The organism is Pseudomonas sp. EZ-C24, from assembly GCF_014525325.1.
In the GTDB taxonomy this organism is placed as follows: Bacteria; Pseudomonadota; Gammaproteobacteria; order Pseudomonadales; family Pseudomonadaceae; genus Aquipseudomonas; species Aquipseudomonas shirazensis.
Genome location: NZ_JACDIU010000014.1, coordinates 564,724 through 583,401, shown reverse-complemented (window position 1 = coordinate 583,401; position 18,678 = coordinate 564,724). Strand labels below are relative to the sequence as shown.

General features: G+C 60.3%; 14 protein-coding genes and 2 pseudogenes. 10 read left to right on the top strand and 6 right to left on the bottom strand.

Annotated features, from left to right (window positions below; all coding sequences use genetic code 11):
- The 6 genes from IDM28_RS11715 to IDM28_RS11690 all read left to right on the top strand — a co-directional run bounded on the left by IDM28_RS11715 (window position 1) and on the right by IDM28_RS11690 (window position 4,340).
- Complete coding sequence (locus tag IDM28_RS11715; protein WP_188035989.1) at window positions 1-1,755, top strand: pyocin knob domain-containing protein; 1,755 nt, start codon at window positions 1-3, stop codon at window positions 1,753-1,755.
- Entirely contained in the window at window positions 1,756-2,334 is a 579-nt protein-coding gene (locus IDM28_RS11710) for a tail fiber assembly protein (RefSeq protein WP_262500075.1), read from the top strand.
- A 47-nt stretch (window positions 2,335-2,381) separates the two neighbouring features.
- A complete protein-coding gene (locus IDM28_RS11705) occupies window positions 2,382-3,011 on the top strand; it encodes a hypothetical protein (RefSeq protein WP_188035988.1) in 630 nt (209 codons plus the stop codon).
- Complete coding sequence (locus IDM28_RS11700) at window positions 3,011-3,637, top strand: glycoside hydrolase family 19 protein (protein ID WP_188035987.1); 627 nt, start codon at window positions 3,011-3,013, stop codon at window positions 3,635-3,637. Before IDM28_RS11705 ends, IDM28_RS11700 begins: the two co-directional genes overlap by 1 nt.
- Window positions 3,634-3,996: a hypothetical protein gene (locus IDM28_RS11695; protein ID WP_188035986.1), complete on the top strand. Its 363-nt coding sequence runs from the start codon at window positions 3,634-3,636 to the stop codon at window positions 3,994-3,996. Before IDM28_RS11700 ends, IDM28_RS11695 begins: the two co-directional genes overlap by 4 nt.
- Window positions 3,997-4,088: 92 nt before the next feature.
- Window positions 4,089-4,340, top strand: a complete 252-nt coding sequence (locus IDM28_RS11690) for a hypothetical protein (protein WP_410524671.1) — start codon at window positions 4,089-4,091, stop codon at window positions 4,338-4,340.
- A 4-nt stretch (window positions 4,341-4,344) separates the two neighbouring features.
- On the opposite strand, the gene IDM28_RS11685 is transcribed toward IDM28_RS11690, so the two are convergent.
- Window positions 4,345-4,725 (bottom strand): hypothetical protein, encoded by a 381-nt coding sequence (locus tag IDM28_RS11685; protein WP_188035984.1) that lies wholly within the window; start codon window positions 4,723-4,725, stop codon window positions 4,345-4,347.
- 98 nt (window positions 4,726-4,823) lie between these two features.
- Here IDM28_RS11685 and IDM28_RS11680 point away from each other — a divergent pair.
- Window positions 4,824-5,052 (top strand): annotated as a pseudogene (locus tag IDM28_RS11680) (DUF2514 family protein); the annotation flags it as partial.
- A 7-nt stretch (window positions 5,053-5,059) separates the two neighbouring features.
- Here the strand turns inward: IDM28_RS11680 and IDM28_RS11675 are convergent.
- Entirely contained in the window at window positions 5,060-5,365 is a 306-nt protein-coding gene (locus IDM28_RS11675; protein ID WP_188035983.1) for a hypothetical protein, read from the bottom strand.
- A 308-nt stretch (window positions 5,366-5,673) separates the two neighbouring features.
- Window positions 5,674-6,156 (bottom strand): annotated as a pseudogene (locus IDM28_RS11670) (hypothetical protein); the annotation flags it as partial.
- A gap of 288 nt (window positions 6,157-6,444) precedes the next feature.
- On the opposite strand from IDM28_RS11670, the gene IDM28_RS23745 reads away from it, so the two are divergent.
- From IDM28_RS23745 to IDM28_RS23870, 3 genes are all read left to right on the top strand, one after another.
- A complete protein-coding gene (locus IDM28_RS23745) occupies window positions 6,445-6,765 on the top strand; it encodes a hypothetical protein (protein WP_223175916.1) in 321 nt (106 codons plus the stop codon).
- Window positions 6,766-6,993: 228 nt separating this feature from the next.
- A complete protein-coding gene (locus IDM28_RS11665; protein WP_188035981.1) occupies window positions 6,994-7,215 on the top strand; it encodes a hypothetical protein in 222 nt (73 codons plus the stop codon).
- 541 nt (window positions 7,216-7,756) lie between these two features.
- Window positions 7,757-8,044, top strand: a complete 288-nt coding sequence (locus IDM28_RS23870) for a hypothetical protein (RefSeq protein ID WP_150571701.1) — start codon at window positions 7,757-7,759, stop codon at window positions 8,042-8,044.
- Between the two features lie 51 nt (window positions 8,045-8,095).
- On the opposite strand, the gene IDM28_RS11660 is transcribed toward IDM28_RS23870, so the two are convergent.
- From IDM28_RS11660 to IDM28_RS11650, 3 genes are all read right to left on the bottom strand, one after another.
- Window positions 8,096-8,659 (bottom strand): DUF1003 domain-containing protein, encoded by a 564-nt coding sequence (locus IDM28_RS11660; RefSeq protein WP_150571700.1) that lies wholly within the window; start codon window positions 8,657-8,659, stop codon window positions 8,096-8,098.
- A gap of 248 nt (window positions 8,660-8,907) precedes the next feature.
- Entirely contained in the window at window positions 8,908-9,636 is a 729-nt protein-coding gene (locus tag IDM28_RS11655) for a Crp/Fnr family transcriptional regulator (RefSeq protein WP_188036370.1), read from the bottom strand.
- 120 nt (window positions 9,637-9,756) lie between these two features.
- Window positions 9,757-18,414 (bottom strand): GH36-type glycosyl hydrolase domain-containing protein, encoded by an 8,658-nt coding sequence (locus tag IDM28_RS11650; RefSeq protein ID WP_188035980.1) that lies wholly within the window; start codon window positions 18,412-18,414, stop codon window positions 9,757-9,759.
- Between the last annotated feature and the right edge of the window lie 264 nt (window positions 18,415-18,678).

The window sequence follows — 18,678 nt, the reverse complement described above, 5'->3', positions numbered from 1 at the left end:
ATGGATTACCCGAAAAGTACGCCCAATGTGGGTTTGGTCGGCGGCAAGTTTGTTGACGAAAACACCAGCTCAGGGCAGCCCGGATCGCTGATTCCGGCGACCTGGGGCAACTCGGTTACTGACGAACTGCTGGCCGTGATCGTCGCGGCTGGCCTGACGCCAAGCGAAAACGACCTGAGCCAGCTGCAGAAGGCGATTCAGACCCTGGCAGCCAGTGACGTTAAACGCAGCGTGCGTGTCGCCACCACTGGCGCTATTGCGCTGTCGGGTGTGCAGACCATCGACGGCATTGCCCTGGCGGTCGGCAACAGGGTGCTGGTGAAGGATCAAGCATCCGGCTCGCAGAACGGCATCTACACCGTGGCAGTCGGCGCCTGGGTGCGCGCCCTGGACACCAACGAAAGTGCCGAATGCGTACCCGGTCACCTGGTGATTGTCGAGAGCGGTACCACCCACAGCGGGGCAATCTGGCAACTGTCGAACACCACGCTACCCACCCTTGGCACCACTCCTCTGGTGTATGTCCGGGTGTTCGGCAAAACCGGCGTGGCCGCTGGCACCTATCGCTCGGTGACCATTGATGTGCAGGGGCGCGTAACGGCTGGCAGCAACCCCACCACATTGGCCGGCTACGGCATCACCGACGTCTACACAAAGACGCAGACGGACAGTCTGCTGGCGGGCAAGGCGGACAATGCCACGACGCTGGCCGGCTACGGCATCAATGATGCTTACACGCAAAGCCAGGTCAACACACTGCTGGCCGCCAAGGCGCCGCTGGCCAGCCCGGCCTTTACCGGCAGCCCCACGGTGCCCACGGCAGTTGCAGGCACCAATACCCTGCAGGCGGCGAACACGGCATTTGTGCAATCGGCCATCGCCGCGCTGGTCGCTTCGTCGCCGGCGGCGCTGGATACGCTCAAAGAACTGGCGGATGCGATCGGCAACGACCCTAACTTCGCCACCACCATGCTCAACCATCTGGCTGGCAAGGCGAACAAGGCTGAGACCTACACGAAGATCGAAACCGTCGAGGCGATCCGTGATACTGCGTTTCGGGCGCGGGCATCGTTACCCCCGGCGACCCCCGGCGTTAACTTCAACGCCATTGTCACGCCGGGTTGCTATGAGTACATCGTCTATGGCACTCACACCAATGGTCCCGGTGTCGCGGCCTATTTCTATGTCGAAGTGTACGAGTATTCCATCAGTACCCTGACGCAGCGTCTGATTCCCTATACCGCCAGAGGTGGGACCTTTACCCGAAGCCGCTATGACGGTGTGTGGAGTGATTGGGACAAGGACGTCACCGAGTATTCGTTGCCTGGCCTGATCCCGACTGCCACCGGGTCTCGTGCCGGGATTTTGAAACTGAATCACAGCGTTACCTCCGACGATCAAGCAACGGCTGCCAGTTCCTACGCCCTCAAGATAGTGCGTGACTTGGCGTACAACAAGGGTTCACCGAACACTGCTTCATTGCTGGCTAATGGCTGGTCGAAGGACCCCGACACCGGCGAAGTCGAGCAGTGGGGAGTAGTTACCGGCGTCTCGGATAACACCCTGCTGAGCGTCACGTTTCCGATCGCATTCCCGGTCGAATGCTTGAACGGCTCAGCAACGTTTGCCAGTGATCCGGGCACTTCGGGTTCGGACGTGACGGCCTTTACCAGCCCCACAAAAACCGGCTTCATGCTGCGCGTTAGCGGCAATAACACAACTAACAGCGTGTACTGGCGCGCTAAGGGGCGATAAATGGAATTGATCTATTACGGAGCGGACGGCGGTTTCTATTCGTCGCTTGCCCATGGTGCGCGTGAACTCACGGTTCCTGATCCCGAGTGGCAGCGACCCACCGTGCCGGAGATTGATCCTGGCTGGAATGGAGAAGGCGATGCACCGATGATCGAGGTGCTGGACTGGTCAGCCGTACCCCCCACGATCACCGTGCCCAACCCTGACTGCATGCTGCCGCCGGTTGAACAGCTGGTGGAAATCCCGCATGCGCTCTATCAGGAACTACAGTTTGCCCAGTCGGCGGGAAACTCGATTCAGCACGGTCCTGATGGCTATCCGGTAGCTGTGGCCCCGACCGTCACCGCAGAAGACCTGGTCATCTTGGCCAAGGTGAAGCGTGATCGTTTACTGACTGCCGCCGCACTGCGCATTGCGCCGCTGCAGGATGCAGTCGACCTCGACAGCGCCACGCCTGCAGAGGTGCAGCAACTACGCTTCTGGAAAGCTTACCGCGTCGAACTCAACCGACTGGAACAGCAGCTCGGCTTTCCGCATGAAATCACCTGGCCTGACGAACAGGCCGTTACCACCTCCTGAAACCCCGCACTGACGGGGTTTTTTTCTACCTGCAATCCGAGGTTTACATGCTTGAACACCTGATACGGGCGGCCATCCAGTGGCTGCTGCTGTTCCCTGTGCGCGTTGCGCTGATCCTCTCCGGCGCGCTGGCCGTGCCTCTGGCGCTGCCGTTTGCCCGAACCCTTGGCACTGCGGTGCCTTTCACCCGGGCATCGGGCAACTGGCAACTGGTCGTGCTGCCTGCGTGGGCCTGGCTCTGGTCGAACGATCGCGACGGCGCCCTGGGCGACAAGCGCGGCTGGTGGCACCTGAATGCGCCGTTTGGCCTGGGCGCCTATCACTGGCTCTCGAAGCTCTGGTGGCTGGCCCTGCGCAACCCGGCCAACAACATGCGCTTTTCCCCGCTGTTCGGCTGCCCGGTGACAGAGTGCGATTACCGCTACTGGGGCGACGAGAACGTCGAGGATCGACCGGGGCAGGGCGGTCGGCGCTTTCTGTTGGCTACGCACAAGCAAACCGGGCGCCGCTATTACGGATTTTACGGCGTGTGGGAGTTGTCCGCGACTCGGGCGTTGGTCGTTCAGATCGGTTTCAAGGGCGAGCCGAAAGACTGGACCGAGGATTACGCCGGCGACCCTTCCCGGCAGTGGGCCGGCATGACGTTTGAAATCAACCTATTCAAGGACATCTCGTGATGCCAATTACTGAGCAGCAAATGCTGCAAGTTCTGCCCAAGGCCCGCACCGTAGCGGGCATTTTTTTGCCTGCTATCAACCGCGCCATGCTGCGCTGGAAGATCGATAGCCGGCTGCGCGCCGCCGCCTTCCTGGCGCAGATCGGCCAGGAGTCGGGTCAGCTGCGCGTGCTGGTCGAGAACCTGAACTACAGCGCCGAGGCGCTGGTGCGCACCTGGCCCTCCAGGTTCACCGCCGACACCGCGCCGGCATATGCCCGGCAGCCGGAGAAGATCGCCAACCGCGTCTACAGCGCCAGGATGGGAAATGGCCACGAGTCGTCGGGAGACGGGTGGCGGTACCGCGGGCGCGGTCTGATCCAGCTCACCGGGCGCGACAACTACCGGGCGGCTGGCGCTGCGCTGGGGTTGCCGCTGGAGGATCAACCCGAGCTGCTCAAGCAAGCCGAGCACGCAGCTCAGTCCGCTGCCTGGTGGTGGGCGAAGCACGGGCTCAACGAACTGGCTGACGCCGGCCGCATCCAGGACATCGGCAGCATCATCAATACCGGCAAGCCAGGGCGCGTGCCACACGGTGCCGCTGAGCGAAAGGCGCTGTATGACATCGCCGTACGGGTGCTGGCATGAGCGCCTGGGCGCTGCGCCTCGCCGGGGCCGCCCTACTGATCCTGCTGGGCATGGCCGTTGGCACCTGGGCCACTACTCACCACTTCCGCCCGCTGCTGGACGACCAGCAGGACAAGACCGCCCAGTGCACCGCCGCGCGCGACAGCCTGGCCGGGCTGGCCACGGAGCAAGGGAAAGCAATTGGCGGCCTGATGCTTGCCGCCGCCGACCGCCAGGCTGCCGCCGAGCGAGCCGTGGGCGTGGCCAAGGCCAGTGCCGACACCGACTACGCCGCGGCGAACCGCCTGCAGCAGGAGCGGACCGGCGGCGACCAGTGCGCCGCTGCCACTTGGATCATCGATAAGGAGCTGGGCCTATGATACTGGTGCTTACCGCGCGCTCCTGCGGGAGCGAGGAGGGCTTTTTTCGCGCTGCAGGCCGCGCAATTCTTGGCCTAGCCTGCGGCAGCGGGCTGGTGCTGGTACTGGTGCTGGTGCTGGCCGGCTGCGCGGGGAGGGCTGAACCTAAAACCCAGTATGTGCGCGTCGAAGTTCCGGTGCAGGTGCCATGCCGCGCGCCTGAGGTTGCAGTGCCGCCATGGGCTGCGGCGGGCCTGCGCAAGGAGGACAGCCTGGAAGTGAAGGTGCGGGCCCTTCTGGCTGAGCGGCGGCAGCGGATAGGCTATGAGAAGCAGCTGGAGGCTGCGATAGATGCCTGTCGATGAGCCGTTATATGCTGAAGATGGATGAGCGCCACTCTGATTCTTTGAATGGACCTTGAATAGCGCTCATGCACCCTGCGACTGGTACCTCACGATTAATGTTGGTAACTAGCCATCGGACGTAGATTCGCCACTCGTCATGGTCAACAGCGGTTACCTCGCCAAGTGCTCGAACGGACATCTTGCTTGCACCCTGCCCCTGCAGTTTCTTCACCGCAATTCGATCGCCTGGCTTGATCATCGGGAAAAGCCTCTGCGCTTTTACAGGGATCTCGCGCTTTCGAACCTTTTCGGGGTCCCAGCAATACCAATATCCCCGCTCGATGAACTTTGGTAATTGGTCTTCTGAACCCCCAAACATTGCGCCCACCACCCAGTAATTGCTCATAGCCATAACTCTAGAAGAGGTAGCGATGGATTCTAGCTGACGACCTGAAATCTAGATGTCAGGTGAAACGGAAGTCTAGCTTTGGGGTCGTTGTTAGTGGCAACCGGCAGCGCAACGATGCAGCCTACTTCGCTGCCACCCTCAGCCCCCGGTACGGATACTGCCGCTATCGCCCGAGGGCATGCAGCCGCCCGCGCCGCCATGGTGCTTTCCGACCTGCTGGCACGGGCTGATGCTCGAGCGTGAGAGCTGGCGCAAGCGTATGACCGTGCCCTGATAGCGGGAGAGCAGTGCGAGGGGGAGTACGACGGCATGAGTGCATGCTGATCGGCCATCAGAACCCTAAGCAATCACTCAGCAGTTCTGGGTCCTGAATCACACCGCTTGAGGCTAACTCCCTATTGGAAGTATCAAGAACAACGACCATGTCGGTGGCGCAGTTGAAGCCGGTCTTGTTGCACAGGTCATAGCACAGTTCTTGGGCGGTCATTTTGGCGCCCAGGGCGAAGAAGGATGATGTTTCGTTCCAGAATTTCTGGTCGCCACTGGCCTTGAGCGTGCGAATGAACGAGTCGTAACGCGCCTGGTAGGTCTCGTCGCTCCTGATCCTGTAGGTGATGATAAAATTGTTTTTACTCATGGAATGATTGCTCATTGGCGGTTGGCCTGAGAAGGGTATCCAGAGGCGTAGCGGGTTGGGTGTAGGTCGTTTCCGAAGGGTGCGTCCGAATGGTCTTTGAGGGTCGGCAGAACGCCGGAGGTATGCCTGTTCGGCATAAGATGCGAAGGGAGCCTGCCGGACCAATCGCCGAACCAGCAGGTGCGTTTCGCAGGGTAGGTGAGGGGTGTTTAGCCCAATGAAATGAACCCGTTACCCCCCGCTAAACCCCATCCATTAGCGCATGGTGATGTTAGCGGTGGAGATCAAAGGGCTTACCTATCAGTCACTTACGGGGCTGGCTTTTCAGCTGATACCGATTTGATACCAATCTTGAGTTTTTCCAGCTCGCTCCAATCGGAGCTTGAGTTGAGCCAACGGGCATACGTCGACAGCAGCATTTGAACGCTGTGACCCAGCTGTTGGGCAATAAATGCGGGATTGAGGCCGGACATTGCGCACATTGTCGCATAGGTGTGGCGGCAGTTGTATGGGGGGCGACGTCTGATCCCCATTTCATTCAGCACCGGCACCCACTGTTTGTGTGGATCCGACGTCTGCCTGATGATGGTGTTGGCCTCAGCCAGGGTGAACGGGTCGATTTCTTTCCTCGAGCGCTTTGGCAACTCAACCAGCACTGCTGGGTTCTTGGTAAGCAGACCCTCACGGGTTGCGGCATCCAGAATCGTCGCGAGTCTGGTGATCGCGTTGCGCTTCACGTTGGCTGACGTCCAGTCTGTTTCAGCGATGACGCGGCGGAGCAGGGTCCATGTGAAACGAGTGCGGAGGGAATTGCGGAAGATCTCGACCCCTTTGGGTAGATCCATTGGCTTTCCAGCCATTCGTCATATCTCCTTTTGCTGTAGATGATCCGGCCGCCGTACTTGATTCAGACGTCTTCAGACAAGTCGAGCAAGATGAGTTGTTTCTGAGCCTGTCAGCGTGCCAATCGTCGAGAGTCACGTTCCACAGCCTTCAAATGCCACTGCGAAATGACGCACAATAAGAGGGGCTTCTATGGACGACCCTCGAATATGTCTTCATAACCAAGGACGGTGCTCATGAATTTCAGGTGTTTTTTACCCCTTCTGCTATTGGCCGGCTGTGCTTCGCAACCAAATCATCAGGGTGTCAACTGGGGTGAAGGCGCTTGCCCCAAGCCCGATCCAAAAGATATCTCTGCTACCAACCACCTAATTATCCAAGATGGCAAAACCCTGAAGTGTCAAATCCGTCCATATGTATGGAATATGGCTTGCCAAGGAATTGTTGACGGGAACACTGATGGAGTTGTTTGTCAGGACAAGGGCGGAAACCAGATGATTTTCTTGTTTGATGAGAAGGGAGTGCTGACTACCCACCGCAGTTTGAGAGCCGGATAGAGCGGAGTTGAGCAACGGCGATCATGACTTCACCCAATAGATAGGTTCGATCAGATGCTCTCCGTTGCGCACGGCTTCAATCTTGGTCTTGGCTCCGCCGGCTCCGCTTTCGTAGGCGGTGAATATTAGTGTCGCTCGTCGGCTTTTTGAGTAAGTAGCGAACCTTCACGCCGCTTGCCAAGGTCGCTTGATCAGTGGCTACTATTAATTACTTGCGGATGAACTCTCATGGACACTGAAAGGCATGAGCGCCAATATCAGGCGTACCAGGCTCTCAAGGATCTGAGCGACTTGGCTGCTGACACGATGAAGCAAATAGCCTACGAGCAGATGGAACAGATTGATTGGGAGGAAACGTGCCGCCAGCACCGTGATGCCTTCGCGCGCTGGATTGAATATGCCGATGCACAGATAGGCGGCATGCGCCCGACTGTAACCATCCGGCCCTGAGGCGCGCCAGGCTTTGCACCGGTCGACATCACCCTCCTAGAAGTCAGGCAGGCCAGGGCGCTGGCTGGATCAGCTTGTTATCTTCAGACATGACGATTCCTTGGCCGCACTTCTGAGGTCATTCGGTGTAATCGGGAGGATTAATGACTTAAGTGGTACTGCAAGGGTCTACCGAATAAGCGTGCCATTCGGCTGGCCTTGGACATCGGTGATTACAGTGACAAAGCTAGTCAGGGAGAGGCAATTTCAAGCTTATGAGCTGCTACGGAAGCTGGACATGCAAACCGCTGCGACGATGAGCCAAGTGGCCTACGGGTGCACTACTGGTGCTGGATGGGACTATGTCTGCGCCCAGCATCGGAAGGCGTTCGATGAATGGATGAGCTTCGCCGCAACTCTGGATAAGCCCAATGTCGATTCGTAAGGCGGTTCCGCTCGTCCGGTGAAGCCCTCGGCCTCTTAAGCCGCAGTTGATTACCGCCTCGCTTTCGCTATCTTGCTTACTACAACCCCATAACTATCTGAGTCGTAGGAGTACGGCATGCGAATCCGCGGCGATATTTTCTGGGGTTGGGCTGACCCCACGCTTCACCACCGAATTCATGATGAGACTTTGGACGATGGAACGTTTATTGATGTCCAGGTACGTCTGTCGCGAACTGGTAGCACTCAGATGTTCATCGGGGTATATGCACCACGTGGTATGGCCATTCATGAGGAGGCCTACGATGCACGTCCTGGTGAGTCGATGAGCAGGGCGCTGGCTTGGGGCGTGGGCCGGGCACGGCGCGTGGCCACTGAAGGTTTGCCTGCCTCGGATGTGCTCTGAAGGCGCTGGCGGGCGTTAGGGCTGTTTGAAACTGGTAATAGATGAGGGGTCTTAGTTACTAGATGTAGGCGCTTTCTCTGACGAAGTAAGCAAGTGCGAGTGCATCTGCGAAGTGAGTACCTCGATTCTTTCACTCATTTGCTTTGTTACTTCCGTGAGGTGTGTATTTTGCTCCAGTAACTGCAGTAGCTGCCGGCTGTGAATCTCTGCGTCCCGCTGCCGTCTTTGATTGGCCATGGCAATTGCCTCTCGATGTCGTGCGTCTGCTTCAGAGGTCGCTTTGTCACGGTCGGCTTGGCGAGTTTGAGCCAGAAGAATTAAAGGGGCCGCGTAGGCCGCCTGCAGACTAAACGCTAGATTCAGTAGAATGAAGGGGTAGGGATCGAACGCTGACAGTCCCGATAAGCTGATACCAATCCAGATAAGAACCACGAGTGACTGGGAACCTAGGAACAACGGTGTGCCGAAAAAACGGGCGAAAGCTTCGGCTCTGCGGGCAAATGCATCATTACCAAAGGGGTGGTGCATATGCTCATGGGCGCGATGAAACCTGAGATGGTCGACGTCTTCAGGAGCTTCATGAGGTTTAGACTGATCAGAGGTTAACGGGTCCATCTGCTGGCTCCGTGGTGATTTCTCATGTCCAGTCTAGACTAGCCCCCAGAATTCCCAGTGCGCGCCGCCTTTAGCGAGCAGGCGTTATCGTTGAATAGGGGAAGGCGCTGGCGGGCAGCGGGGGGGGGCGCGTGAGAAGCTCAGGTGAGTGAGGAATGGTGAAAATCGATGTCCGCAAGGAATCGGTCAACCTGCGACAGGGGTTAGCCGATGTCCTCTATCGACCCAACGCCGCCTTTCGGACATCGTCATGGGTCGCTTGGACATGGAAAGTAAGGCTGCAATCGTTCGGTTTCTCTTTTGACCACGGCGTAGCATTCGCAACTCAGCTCCTCCAGGCGAGTCCTGTCCAGGATCTTGATATGTCCCCGACTGTATTCGATGACCCCCAGCCGCTGGAGCTTGCCGGCAGCGTCGGTCACGCCTTCGCGGCGTACACCCAGCATGTTGGCGATCAATTCCTGGGTCATGATCAGTTCATTGCCTGGTAGGCGATCAAGCGACAAGAGCAGCCAGCGGCACAGTTGCTGGTCGATGGCGTGGTGGCGATTGCATACCGCCGTCTGGGCCATTTGCGTGATCAGTGCCTGTGTGTAACGCAGCATCAGCATCAGCATCTCTTCATGGCGGTTGAACTCGTCCTTGAGTTGCTGGCCGGGTAAGCGATAGGCATGCCCGGCACTTTGCACCACCGCACGACTGGGTGTGCTTTCGCCGCCCATGAAGACTGCCACGCCGATCAGGCCTTCGTTTCCGACCACCGAAATCTCGGCCGAGGCGCCGTTCTCCATCACGTACAACAGTGACACGATGCAATCGGTGGGGAAGTACACATGTCGCAGGGCACCGCCGGATTCATAGAGCACTTTGCCCAGTGGCAGCTCGACCGGTTCGAGATGGGGTAGCAGGCGTTCCAGCGCTGGCCCCGGAAGCGCTGCCAGCAGGTAGTTCTGTTGTGGCCTGGGTACAACGAACATATCAGCCGCCCTTCGAGGGAAAATTTCCTGAGGGGGACAGGTTACTCCAAAGCGCACCAAGCGCGGCAAGGCACCGAATTCGCCGCCGCAATAACCCAGGTTCGTCAAGAGCGCTGAATTTCAGCGCTCAAGATCAGCTTCGACAGTTGTGTCGTGCCCTTGTATTTCTGGCTGATGCGCTTTGACCGGGCATGTCACCAATACCTGATGTTGCTTGCCATCATCCGACAGTTGAAGCGTGTCCTGGCCTAGCAACTCGCCGTCCAGCATGATCGCAAGCGTAGTGGTCGTGCCTGGCCGCACTTCGATATGGTAAGTCGTTGCCCCATAACGGTAGTGCAGCGTGTAACCAGGCCATCCCTGCGCCAGTAGCGGTTCGATGTGCAATGAAGTGCCGACACGCCGCAAGCCGAGCAATGACTCGACGATGAAGCGGTACGTCCAGCCGGCCGACCCGGTGTACCAAGTCCACCCCCCACGGCCCGCATGGGGCGGCGTGCCATAGACGTCGGCAGCCATGACATAGGGCTCGACCTTGTAGGTTTCGATCCGCTTGGCGACTTCATGGCCCGCGGGGTTGATCATGTGGAGCAACCGCCACGCCCTGGCATTGTCGCCAAGCTTGGCGAAGGCCATGCCGGCCCAGACGGCGGCATGGGTGTACTGGCCACCATTTTCCCGTACACCCGGCACATAGCCCTTGATATAGCCGGGCTCAAGCGCGCCCTTGTCGAAAGGTGGATCGAGCAGCAGGACCGCGCCTGTGTCGGGCCGTACCAAGTGCTGCTCGACCGAGGCCATGGCCGTGCGGCGTCGGGTCTGCGAGGCGGCGCCCGACAGTACCGACCAACTTTGCGAGATCGAGTCGATGCGGCATTCGTCATTGTTGGCCGAGCCCAGGACCTGGCCATCGTCAAACCAGGCGCGCCGGTACCATTCGCCGTCCCAGGCATGCTCCTCGAGACTGGCCTGCAGCAGGGCGGCCTGCCGGGAGCAACGTTGGGCGAAAACAGGGTCTCCATGCAGCTGGGCAGTGATGGCAAACTGCTGCAGAACGTCGAAGCCGAAGAAGCCCAGCCACACGCTTTCACCGCGGCCCAGCTGGCCGACCCGGTTCATCCCGTCGTTCCAGTCGCCCGTGCCGATCAAGGGCAGGCCGTGGCTGCCGCGCTGCAGGCTGTGTTCGATGGCGTGGACACAGTGCTGGTAGAGGCTTTCCACGAGGTGCGATTTGCCCGGCAGGTCGTAATAGGATTCTTCCCCGACATTGAGCGGACGGCCCTCAAGGTAACCCACGGGTTCTGCCAGCACGCTGAGGTCGGCGGTGACATTGACATAGTGGCTGGTCGCCAATGCCAGCCACAAGTAATCGTCTGAACAGCCACTGCGCACCCCCCGATCGAGCGGCGGATGCCACCAGTGTTGCACGTCGCCTTCGGCATATTGATGGGCTGCGCACAGCAACAGATGACCACGCACGCTGGCGGGGTCGGCATGGATCATCGCCATGCTGTCTTGCAGTTGATCACGAAAGCCGATGGCCCCGCCGGACTGATAGTAGCCACTGCGGGCCTGGAAGCGACAGGCGATCACTTGGTACATCAGCCAGCCATTGACCATGACATCGATACTCGGGTCGGGGGTCTGGATTTGAATCACGCCCAGTTGCGCACGCCAATGCCCGCGTACCGCCGCCAGTTGCGCGCTGGCCGCCGCCAGGCCGCGGTATTGATGAACCAGGCGCAGGGCTGACGCCTTATCCCTGGCTGCACCGAGCCGGAAGACCACGTCCTGCTCTTCACCGTTGTCGAGGTCGAGGGCAACCTGTATTGCCGCGCAGGGATCCAGGCCGCCACCGGTACGGCCCGACAGCCGCGCGTGCTGCAGTCCCGCTGGTGTCTTGAGACTGCCGTTGCGACCGATGAATTCAGTGCGATCGCCGCTGATGCGAATGTCGCTCGAGTCGGTATCAAGGAACGCCACCCGTTCGCCAAACTCGATCGAATAGGCGTTCCTGGCGAACAATGCGCCGCTGCTAGGGTCGGCTTCCGTCACCACATGCATCGCCGATTTGCTGCGCAAGTCGCCCAGTACCCACTCGACATAGCAGGTCGTCGACAGGCGTCTGGCGCGGCCTGAGCGATTCCGAATCTGCAAGTGCGAGAATTTGATCGAAGCGTCCAGCGCCACATACACCCACAACTCGGTGTGGATTCCGTCTTCGTCGTGCTCGAATACGCTATAGCCAAAGCCGTGCCGGGTCCGGTACGCGCCAGTACCGGGACAAGGCTGCGGCGTCACCGACCAGAAATACCCGGTTTCTTCATCGCGCACATATATCGCCTCGCCGCTGGCGTCGGTGATCGGGTCGTTATGCCAGGGGCTCAGGCGAAATTCGTGAGCGTTTTCCATCCAGGTGTAAGCGCCACCACTTTCGGATATCACCGTGCCGAAGTGCGGGTTGGCCAATACGTTGGCCCATGGCGCCGGCGTCGGCCTGCCAGGCTGCAAGGTCATGACGTACTCGCTGCCATCGGCACTGAAGCCGCCATAGGCATTGCCCAGCAGCAGACCTTCGATAGCCGGCAGGGTCGCTTGTGTTGCCTTTGCCTGGTGCTTGAACGTGGGGACGAGCGCCGGGTGTACCGGGATGGCATGGCGCCGATGAACCTGCTCGGCGATGCCGCCGTTGTCTTCGCTCAGCACCAGGCGTGCAACCGACAGGATCAGCGTACGGTCCTCGTTCGACAACTGCTGTGCCGGGCGCACGAAAATGCCCCCGGGATGATCGATCAACGAGGCTTCGCTGCCGGATGTCACCACACCTATGATCAAGTCCTGGAGTTGCTGGCGATAGCCGGCCTGATCTTCGTTCCAGATCACCAGGTCGACCATCAGCCCCTTTTGCCGCCAGTAGGCATGGGCCTTGACCATCTGGTGCACGAGTTCGATGTTCTCGACGGTGGAAACCTGCAGCAGGACGACGGGCAGGTCGCCGGAGATCGCCTGGCCCCACAGGCTCGATTGATTACGTCGATTGGCCATCAAGATGCTGTTTTCCGCGCGCAACGAGGCATTGGCGTAGAGGATCGAAGCAGCCATCTGTTCAAACAGGCGTGCATCATCCTGCGAGACATTGAGTTGGCGCAGCAACACCTGGCTGTGGGTCCAGGCCAGGTCGAAGACCCGATCGGCGAGGTGGCGGTCGCGGTATTTATTGATCAGGTACAGACAGCCGTCACGGCTGTCCGCGACGCCGGTCACCAGGTCAATGGTCGCCGTTTGCCCGGGTTCCAGCGTGATACGGCAGCGGATGGCTACGATCGGATCCAGCACCGAACCTGCGCTGCCGGACAGCTGCTGGACATGGCCATCGAGCGCCGCCGGTGCGCAAGCGTTGCGTCCGCGACCTATAAATCGCGCTCGATCGGTCTCGTAGGAAATGGCGTCGATGTCCACGCCGTGGGCGGCCAGCAGGTGGCACATCCAGGGCACGGCTTCCTCAGTGGAGCGCCGCCTGCGGGTGCAGACGATGGCCTGCAGCGCCGGCACCAGTTCGGTCTGCACGAACAGGTTGCTGAAGGCCGGGTGCATGGCATCACTGACCGCCGGCGCCAGTACCACCTCGGCGTAGGAGGTAATCTCCAGGCTACGGCTTACGCGGCCGCGGTTGGTGATGTGCAGCCGGCGCAGTTCGATATCGTCTTCGGGAGACACGACGATCTCCGTGTGCGTATCGAAGTCGAGCTCGCGAACACGAAACTCGGCCCGGGAGTCGCTGAAAATCGCCTCATGGCTCTCTGGCCGGTGCAGGGTCGGCTGGTGGGCCGAGGACCAGAATACGCCGCTGCTGACATCGCGCAGGTAGCAGAACATGCCCCAGTTGTCGCGGGTCGCGTCTTCATGCCAGCGGGTCACGGCGATGTCGTTGCAACGGCTGTAACCGCCCCCGGCACTGCTGAGCATGACGTGGTAACGGCCGTTGGAGAGCAGCTGCACAGCGGGGCGTTTGCGCCCGGGATCGGCGAATACGCGCAGCCTGGTTTCCTGCGTCTCTGGGGTTTCCCCTGTGGCACGTGCCTGGGTTGCATGCAGGTAGGGCGCGGCGGTTTTCGGTACGCGCTCCTGCAGCAACAACACGGTCGCCTGGAAGGCCGGGATCGACTCGAAACGGCGCTGCATGGGAAGGTCCAACAGCACGCTGGTCAAGGCCAGCAGGCTCATGCCCTGATGGTGCGCCATGAACGAGCGCACGACCGCATAGCGCTGGCCGCGCGGCAGGCGCGCCTCGGTGTAGTCGACCGCTTCGTACAGGCCATAGCGCCCTGCCGAACCCTGGGCCGCCAGACGTTGAAGGTTGCGACAGGCCGCTTGCGGCTTGACCATCAGCGCCAGGGCGCTGGCGTACGGTGCAATCACGGTGTCCTCGGCCAACCCGCGCATGAGCCCAAGGCCTGGAACGCCGAAGGCCCGGTACTGATAATTGAAGTGGGCGTCGAGGGTGTTATAACCCGACTCGGACACGCCCCAGGGGATGCCCAACTGGTTCCCATGCTCGATCTGCAAGGCGACGGCCGCGCGACAGGTCTGCTCCAGCAGCGTCCCTTCATAGCTAGGCATGATCAAGTTGGGCATCAGGTACTCGAACATCGATCCGGACCAGGAAAGCAGCACCGGCACCCCACGATTGTTGCTGAGCAGGCGTCCGAGGGTGAACCAGGCCTGTTGCGGCAGCTGGCCCTGGGCGATGGCCACGAAATTGGTCAGGCGTACCTCTGAAGCGAGCAGATCATAATAGCCGTGGTCCAGCCTGCGTTCGTCGGCGTTGTAGCCTATCGAGAACAGGTCACGCTGGGCATCGTAGAGGAAGGTGAAGTCCATGCTGGCCAGTGACGCGCAAAATTCGGCCAGGTGCTCAAGATGAATGATTCGTGCGCGGGCCAGGCGTTGTACCTCCTGAACTTGCGCCTGATCTGCGGGCAGCCACAGGGTGCAATCGAGCTCGGCCATTTGCCGCAGGGTGAGTGCGGGTGGCTTGTCCCGGGCGGGTGCCGACGGTAGCTCGAAGAGTAGTCGTTCTGCCCGCAGATCCGTGCACTGCGCCTGTAATGCCTGTAGCCAGTAATGGGCTTCTTCAGCAGCCCTGGGCGGACTGTCGATTGTTAAAGCAGCCGTTAGATCGAGTAATGGCAGGAGGTTGTCCGGGGTGTCCTGGACCAGCGCCGACTCTACCTTTACGCGCAGTTCAAGCACGGCACGGTCATCGAGGTTTACGCCCTCTAACGCCTGTTGAAGCACATCGAGGGTGTCGCCCAGGCCGCTCAGGGTGCTTCGGTCAAACAGAGGCGTGTCGATCAATCCCAGCAGCCCCGGTCGTAAGGTGAGCAGCATGCCCGCCAGGTTGCCGCTGTCCACGGTGGACAAATACCTAGGCGCCAGCGGCTGCAGTGTCTTGGTGTCGTACCAGTTGTAGAAGTGCCCTTGATGACGCTCTAGGCCCGCCATGGATTCAAGCATTGCAGTGATGCGTTCCAGCAAGCGCCCGCCGCTCAGGTAACCGAAATCGTGGGCCGCCAGGTGCGAGAGCAAGGCCATGCCCATGTTGGTCGGGGAGGTCCGGTGCGCAATGGTCAGCTTGGGTACTTCCTGGACGTTATCCGGCGGCAACCAGTTGTTCTCAGGGCTCACGTAACGATCAAAGAACGCCCAGGTCTGGCGTGACAGCATGCGCAAGAAACGCAGGTCTTGCGCTGACGGACTAAACCCCGCGGGTGTGGTCGGCAGGCTGATCCACCAGGCAATCGCCGGGCTTGCCAACCACACCAGCAGCAAAGGCGCCGCCAGTGCGAGTACGGCGAGGGAGGGGAGCAGGGCCGCGAATAGCAGCAGCGCCAGTGCCGGGGCAATCCACATGCTTTTATACATGTCTGACAGACCGGTGCCACTGGAACGCTCCACCTCACGGGAAGGTTGCCACTGCAGCAGGCGGCGTTTGCTGATCAGCATGCGCCACAATGAGCGGCCAATCGCATCGAAGCTCAACAACGCATCGGACGGCAACCAGACAATCGACAAGAGCGCGCGCATGAAATGCTGGCCCGAGGTCCGTAATGCCGCGCTGAGGTGTTGTCCCAGGGGAATATCGGCCGCTTTCTGCACCAGCGCCAGTACTGACTGCAGCGTCGGTTGGACAAAGACCAGGATGACCACCGCCAATGTCCAGGAGATGGCTTCGCTCGAACCCAACCATCCCCAGACCAGCATGGCCAGGAAGGCGCCTGGCTCCAGGCTGCGGCGCAGGTTGTCGAGAATCTTCCAGCGGGCAAGGTTGCTCAGGGGGTTGCGTGCGAATCCTCCCTCGGGCTTCGGTGCCCACGGCAAGGCCCAGTACAGCACTTGCCAGTCTCCGCGAATCCAGCGGTGTCGGCGCTTGGCATCGGCGCTGTAGCGCGACGGATATTCCTCATACAGTTGTACATCGCTGAGCAACCCGCAGCGGGCGTAGCAGCCTTCGATCAAGTCATGGCTGAGGATGCGGTTATCGGGCAGGCAGCCTTCGAGTGCCTGTTCGAAGGCATCGACGGCATAGATGCCCTTGCCGATGAAGGAGCCGTTGTGGAACAGGTCCTGGTAAACATCGGAGACGGCGCGGGTATAGGGGTCGATACCCGCATCGCTGCCAAACAGGCGGGCGTAGGTCGAACGTGCCGTGCTCGGCAAGCTGATCCCTACGCGTGGCTGGAGGATGGCGTAGCCGCTGACGATCTTACCGCTCTGTAGATCGAATACCGGCTGGTTAAGCGGGTGCATCATGGTACCGATGCACTGACGCGCGACATCGCGGGGCAGCAAGGTGTCGGTGTCCAGGGTGATGACGAAGCGTACCGCGCTCAGTGGCGCGACATCACCGACGATCAATGCGAAGCGCTCCTTTCCTTTACCAAGCAGCAATGCGTTGAGCTCCGCGAGCTTGCCGCGCTTGCGTTCATACCCCATCCAGACCCGTTCGGTCGAACTCCAGTGCCTGGGCCGGTGCAGCAGGAAGAACCGGTCGACCTGGCCATCGGCATATTTGTGGTTGAGCGCCTCGATCAATTGCCGCGCCAGAGCGAGCAGTTCGGCATCCTCGGGCATCACCTCTGCAGGAGCGTCCATGAAGTCACTGAGCAGCGCAAAATGCAGATTGGCATCGCGATTGGCCAGGAATCTCACTTCCAGGCCTTCCACTAGCACCTCGATGTCGTCGGCGTTGGCAAACATCGTCGGCACCGCCACCAGCGTCCGTGCCTCGGCCGGTATGCCTTTGCTGTAATCTAGGCGCGGCAGAAGCGAGGAGACTACCGTGAGGGTCACCAGCCAGTTGACCAGCCCAATCGCCAGACTGCTGGTCATCAATAGCGCTGGCACGGCGAGCAGGACCAAGCCCCAGGTTGGCGTGCCGCGGTGATAAGCGCTGCTGAGAAACGGCCAGGCTAACAGCAGCGTCAGCAGCAGTGCAGGGCACAGGTAGAACTTCAACGGGGCGCTCTGCAGCAGGCGCTTCCAGCGTTGGTGCAGCGGCACGCTGGCGTGCAGCGCCTGCTCAAGGTGGGGCAAACCGCCAGCCACCAGGTAATAGCCCACATGCCCGTTCACATGGCTCACGAGCTGTGGAGTGCTAGCCAGTTCGATGGCCGCTTGTGCCACCTCGGTTTCAGACTGCACGCAATGCCGGGCGAGGCGTTCGATCACATGGCGGTAACGATCGCGGGTGGCAAAGTCCATGTTCGCGTAGACGCCTGCCGGATCCGTGCACAAGACCTGTTCGACATGGCTGAGCAGCTCAACGAACTCGCGCCAGTCGGTCGCCGTCAGCAACCGCAGGCTGGCGAAGCTGTTGCTGATGGACACCTGGTCACCGGCTTGCTGCTGGGCATCCATCTGCACCAGGCGTTCTACGGTCAGGCCCGACTCGCCTAGCGTTTGTTCTATCCAGGCCATCGGCAATATCAATGCTGCGCTTTGCCCGTGCAGCCTGCGCGCCAGTTCTGCTACGAATGATGGCGTCATCGGCGGTGCCGATCGCGCCATGTCGGCAACGGTCAAGACCACGCTCTTGGCGTCGCGCTCGGCCATCTCGATCAGGCGATCGGCCCAGTCATCGGCAAGGTTACGGTCATCGCGGTTTGCCATGACCCGAGACGCCACGCGCCGCAAGTTCTCAATCAGCGCAAGGCGCAGCATGATCGGGATGGCCCACAGCTCGCCCAGGGTCAGCGGGGTGATGGTCTGATAAGAGGCGATGAAACAATCCAGGCTGGGCGCATCAACCCAGCCATCGCCGTGAGCGATGGTTTCCAGCGCTATGTCGTAAACCCGCGGCAGGCCGGCCGAAGGACCTTCGGCCAGGCGTGGCAGCTCGCGACTATAGCCGTCGGGCAGGTGGGTTCTGGCGGTACGGATGTTTTCTTCGATGAGGTAGAAGTTGTCCAGCAGCCATTCTGCCGCAGGGGTGGCGCGTCGGCTGGACAATTGCACGGTCATGAGCGCTGCGCAGCTGCGTTCCAGCAGCAGTTGATTGTCAGTCAGGCGGCCCAGCAAGGCGTCCTTTCTTGAAAGGCGCCCGAGCACATGTTGACGGGCCAGTACGATGCCGTGATCTGCCATCTGCTGCGCATTGAACAGGTCGGAACGCAGGATGGGCTCGTATTCGAACTTGTGCCGCGCTGCACTCCACCGAAGCCAGATGGCCGGTGAGCGCCATAGGCTGGACAGGGTGCGAGTCAGGATATTTTGCATGAATTCCTTCGCACGACCCGCGCAGGGCAAGTCGCATGTGGAATGAAGGCGGTTCTACGCCAGGCCAGGTGTGCGGGGCGTTGCGCCGCCGGGTGCAGCGTTCCACTGACGAGTGTGGGGTGTTCATGGGGGGGAGTCTGTTCGCTAGCGAACATAGGCAGGATCGCCGCTACGGGCTGTGTTAGAGGTGCACGATCCAAGAGGCCGCTTTTGGCTGGCTGCTGCTTTTGGCGAGAGACAGCAATCGGCCATTGGCTGTCCTCC

Coding starts and splice junctions, on each gene's coding strand:
- IDM28_RS23745 (WP_223175916.1), top strand. CDS start 6,445: ATGAATTTCAGGTGTTTTTTACCCCTTCTGCTATTGGCCGGCTGTGCT.
- IDM28_RS11685 (WP_188035984.1), bottom strand. CDS start 4,725: ATGAGCAATTACTGGGTGGTGGGCGCAATGTTTGGGGGTTCAGAAGAC.
- IDM28_RS11665 (WP_188035981.1), top strand. CDS start 6,994: ATGGACACTGAAAGGCATGAGCGCCAATATCAGGCGTACCAGGCTCTC.
- IDM28_RS11710 (WP_262500075.1), top strand. CDS start 1,756: ATGGAATTGATCTATTACGGAGCGGACGGCGGTTTCTATTCGTCGCTT.
- IDM28_RS11695 (WP_188035986.1), top strand. CDS start 3,634: ATGAGCGCCTGGGCGCTGCGCCTCGCCGGGGCCGCCCTACTGATCCTG.
- IDM28_RS11660 (WP_150571700.1), bottom strand. CDS start 8,659: ATGGACCCGTTAACCTCTGATCAGTCTAAACCTCATGAAGCTCCTGAA.
- IDM28_RS11700 (WP_188035987.1), top strand. CDS start 3,011: ATGCCAATTACTGAGCAGCAAATGCTGCAAGTTCTGCCCAAGGCCCGC.
- IDM28_RS11655 (WP_188036370.1), bottom strand. CDS start 9,636: ATGTTCGTTGTACCCAGGCCACAACAGAACTACCTGCTGGCAGCGCTT.
- IDM28_RS11675 (WP_188035983.1), bottom strand. CDS start 5,365: ATGAGTAAAAACAATTTTATCATCACCTACAGGATCAGGAGCGACGAG.
- IDM28_RS23870 (WP_150571701.1), top strand. CDS start 7,757: ATGCGAATCCGCGGCGATATTTTCTGGGGTTGGGCTGACCCCACGCTT.
- IDM28_RS11715 (WP_188035989.1), top strand. CDS start 1: ATGGATTACCCGAAAAGTACGCCCAATGTGGGTTTGGTCGGCGGCAAG.
- IDM28_RS11705 (WP_188035988.1), top strand. CDS start 2,382: ATGCTTGAACACCTGATACGGGCGGCCATCCAGTGGCTGCTGCTGTTC.
- IDM28_RS11650 (WP_188035980.1), bottom strand. CDS start 18,414: ATGCAAAATATCCTGACTCGCACCCTGTCCAGCCTATGGCGCTCACCG.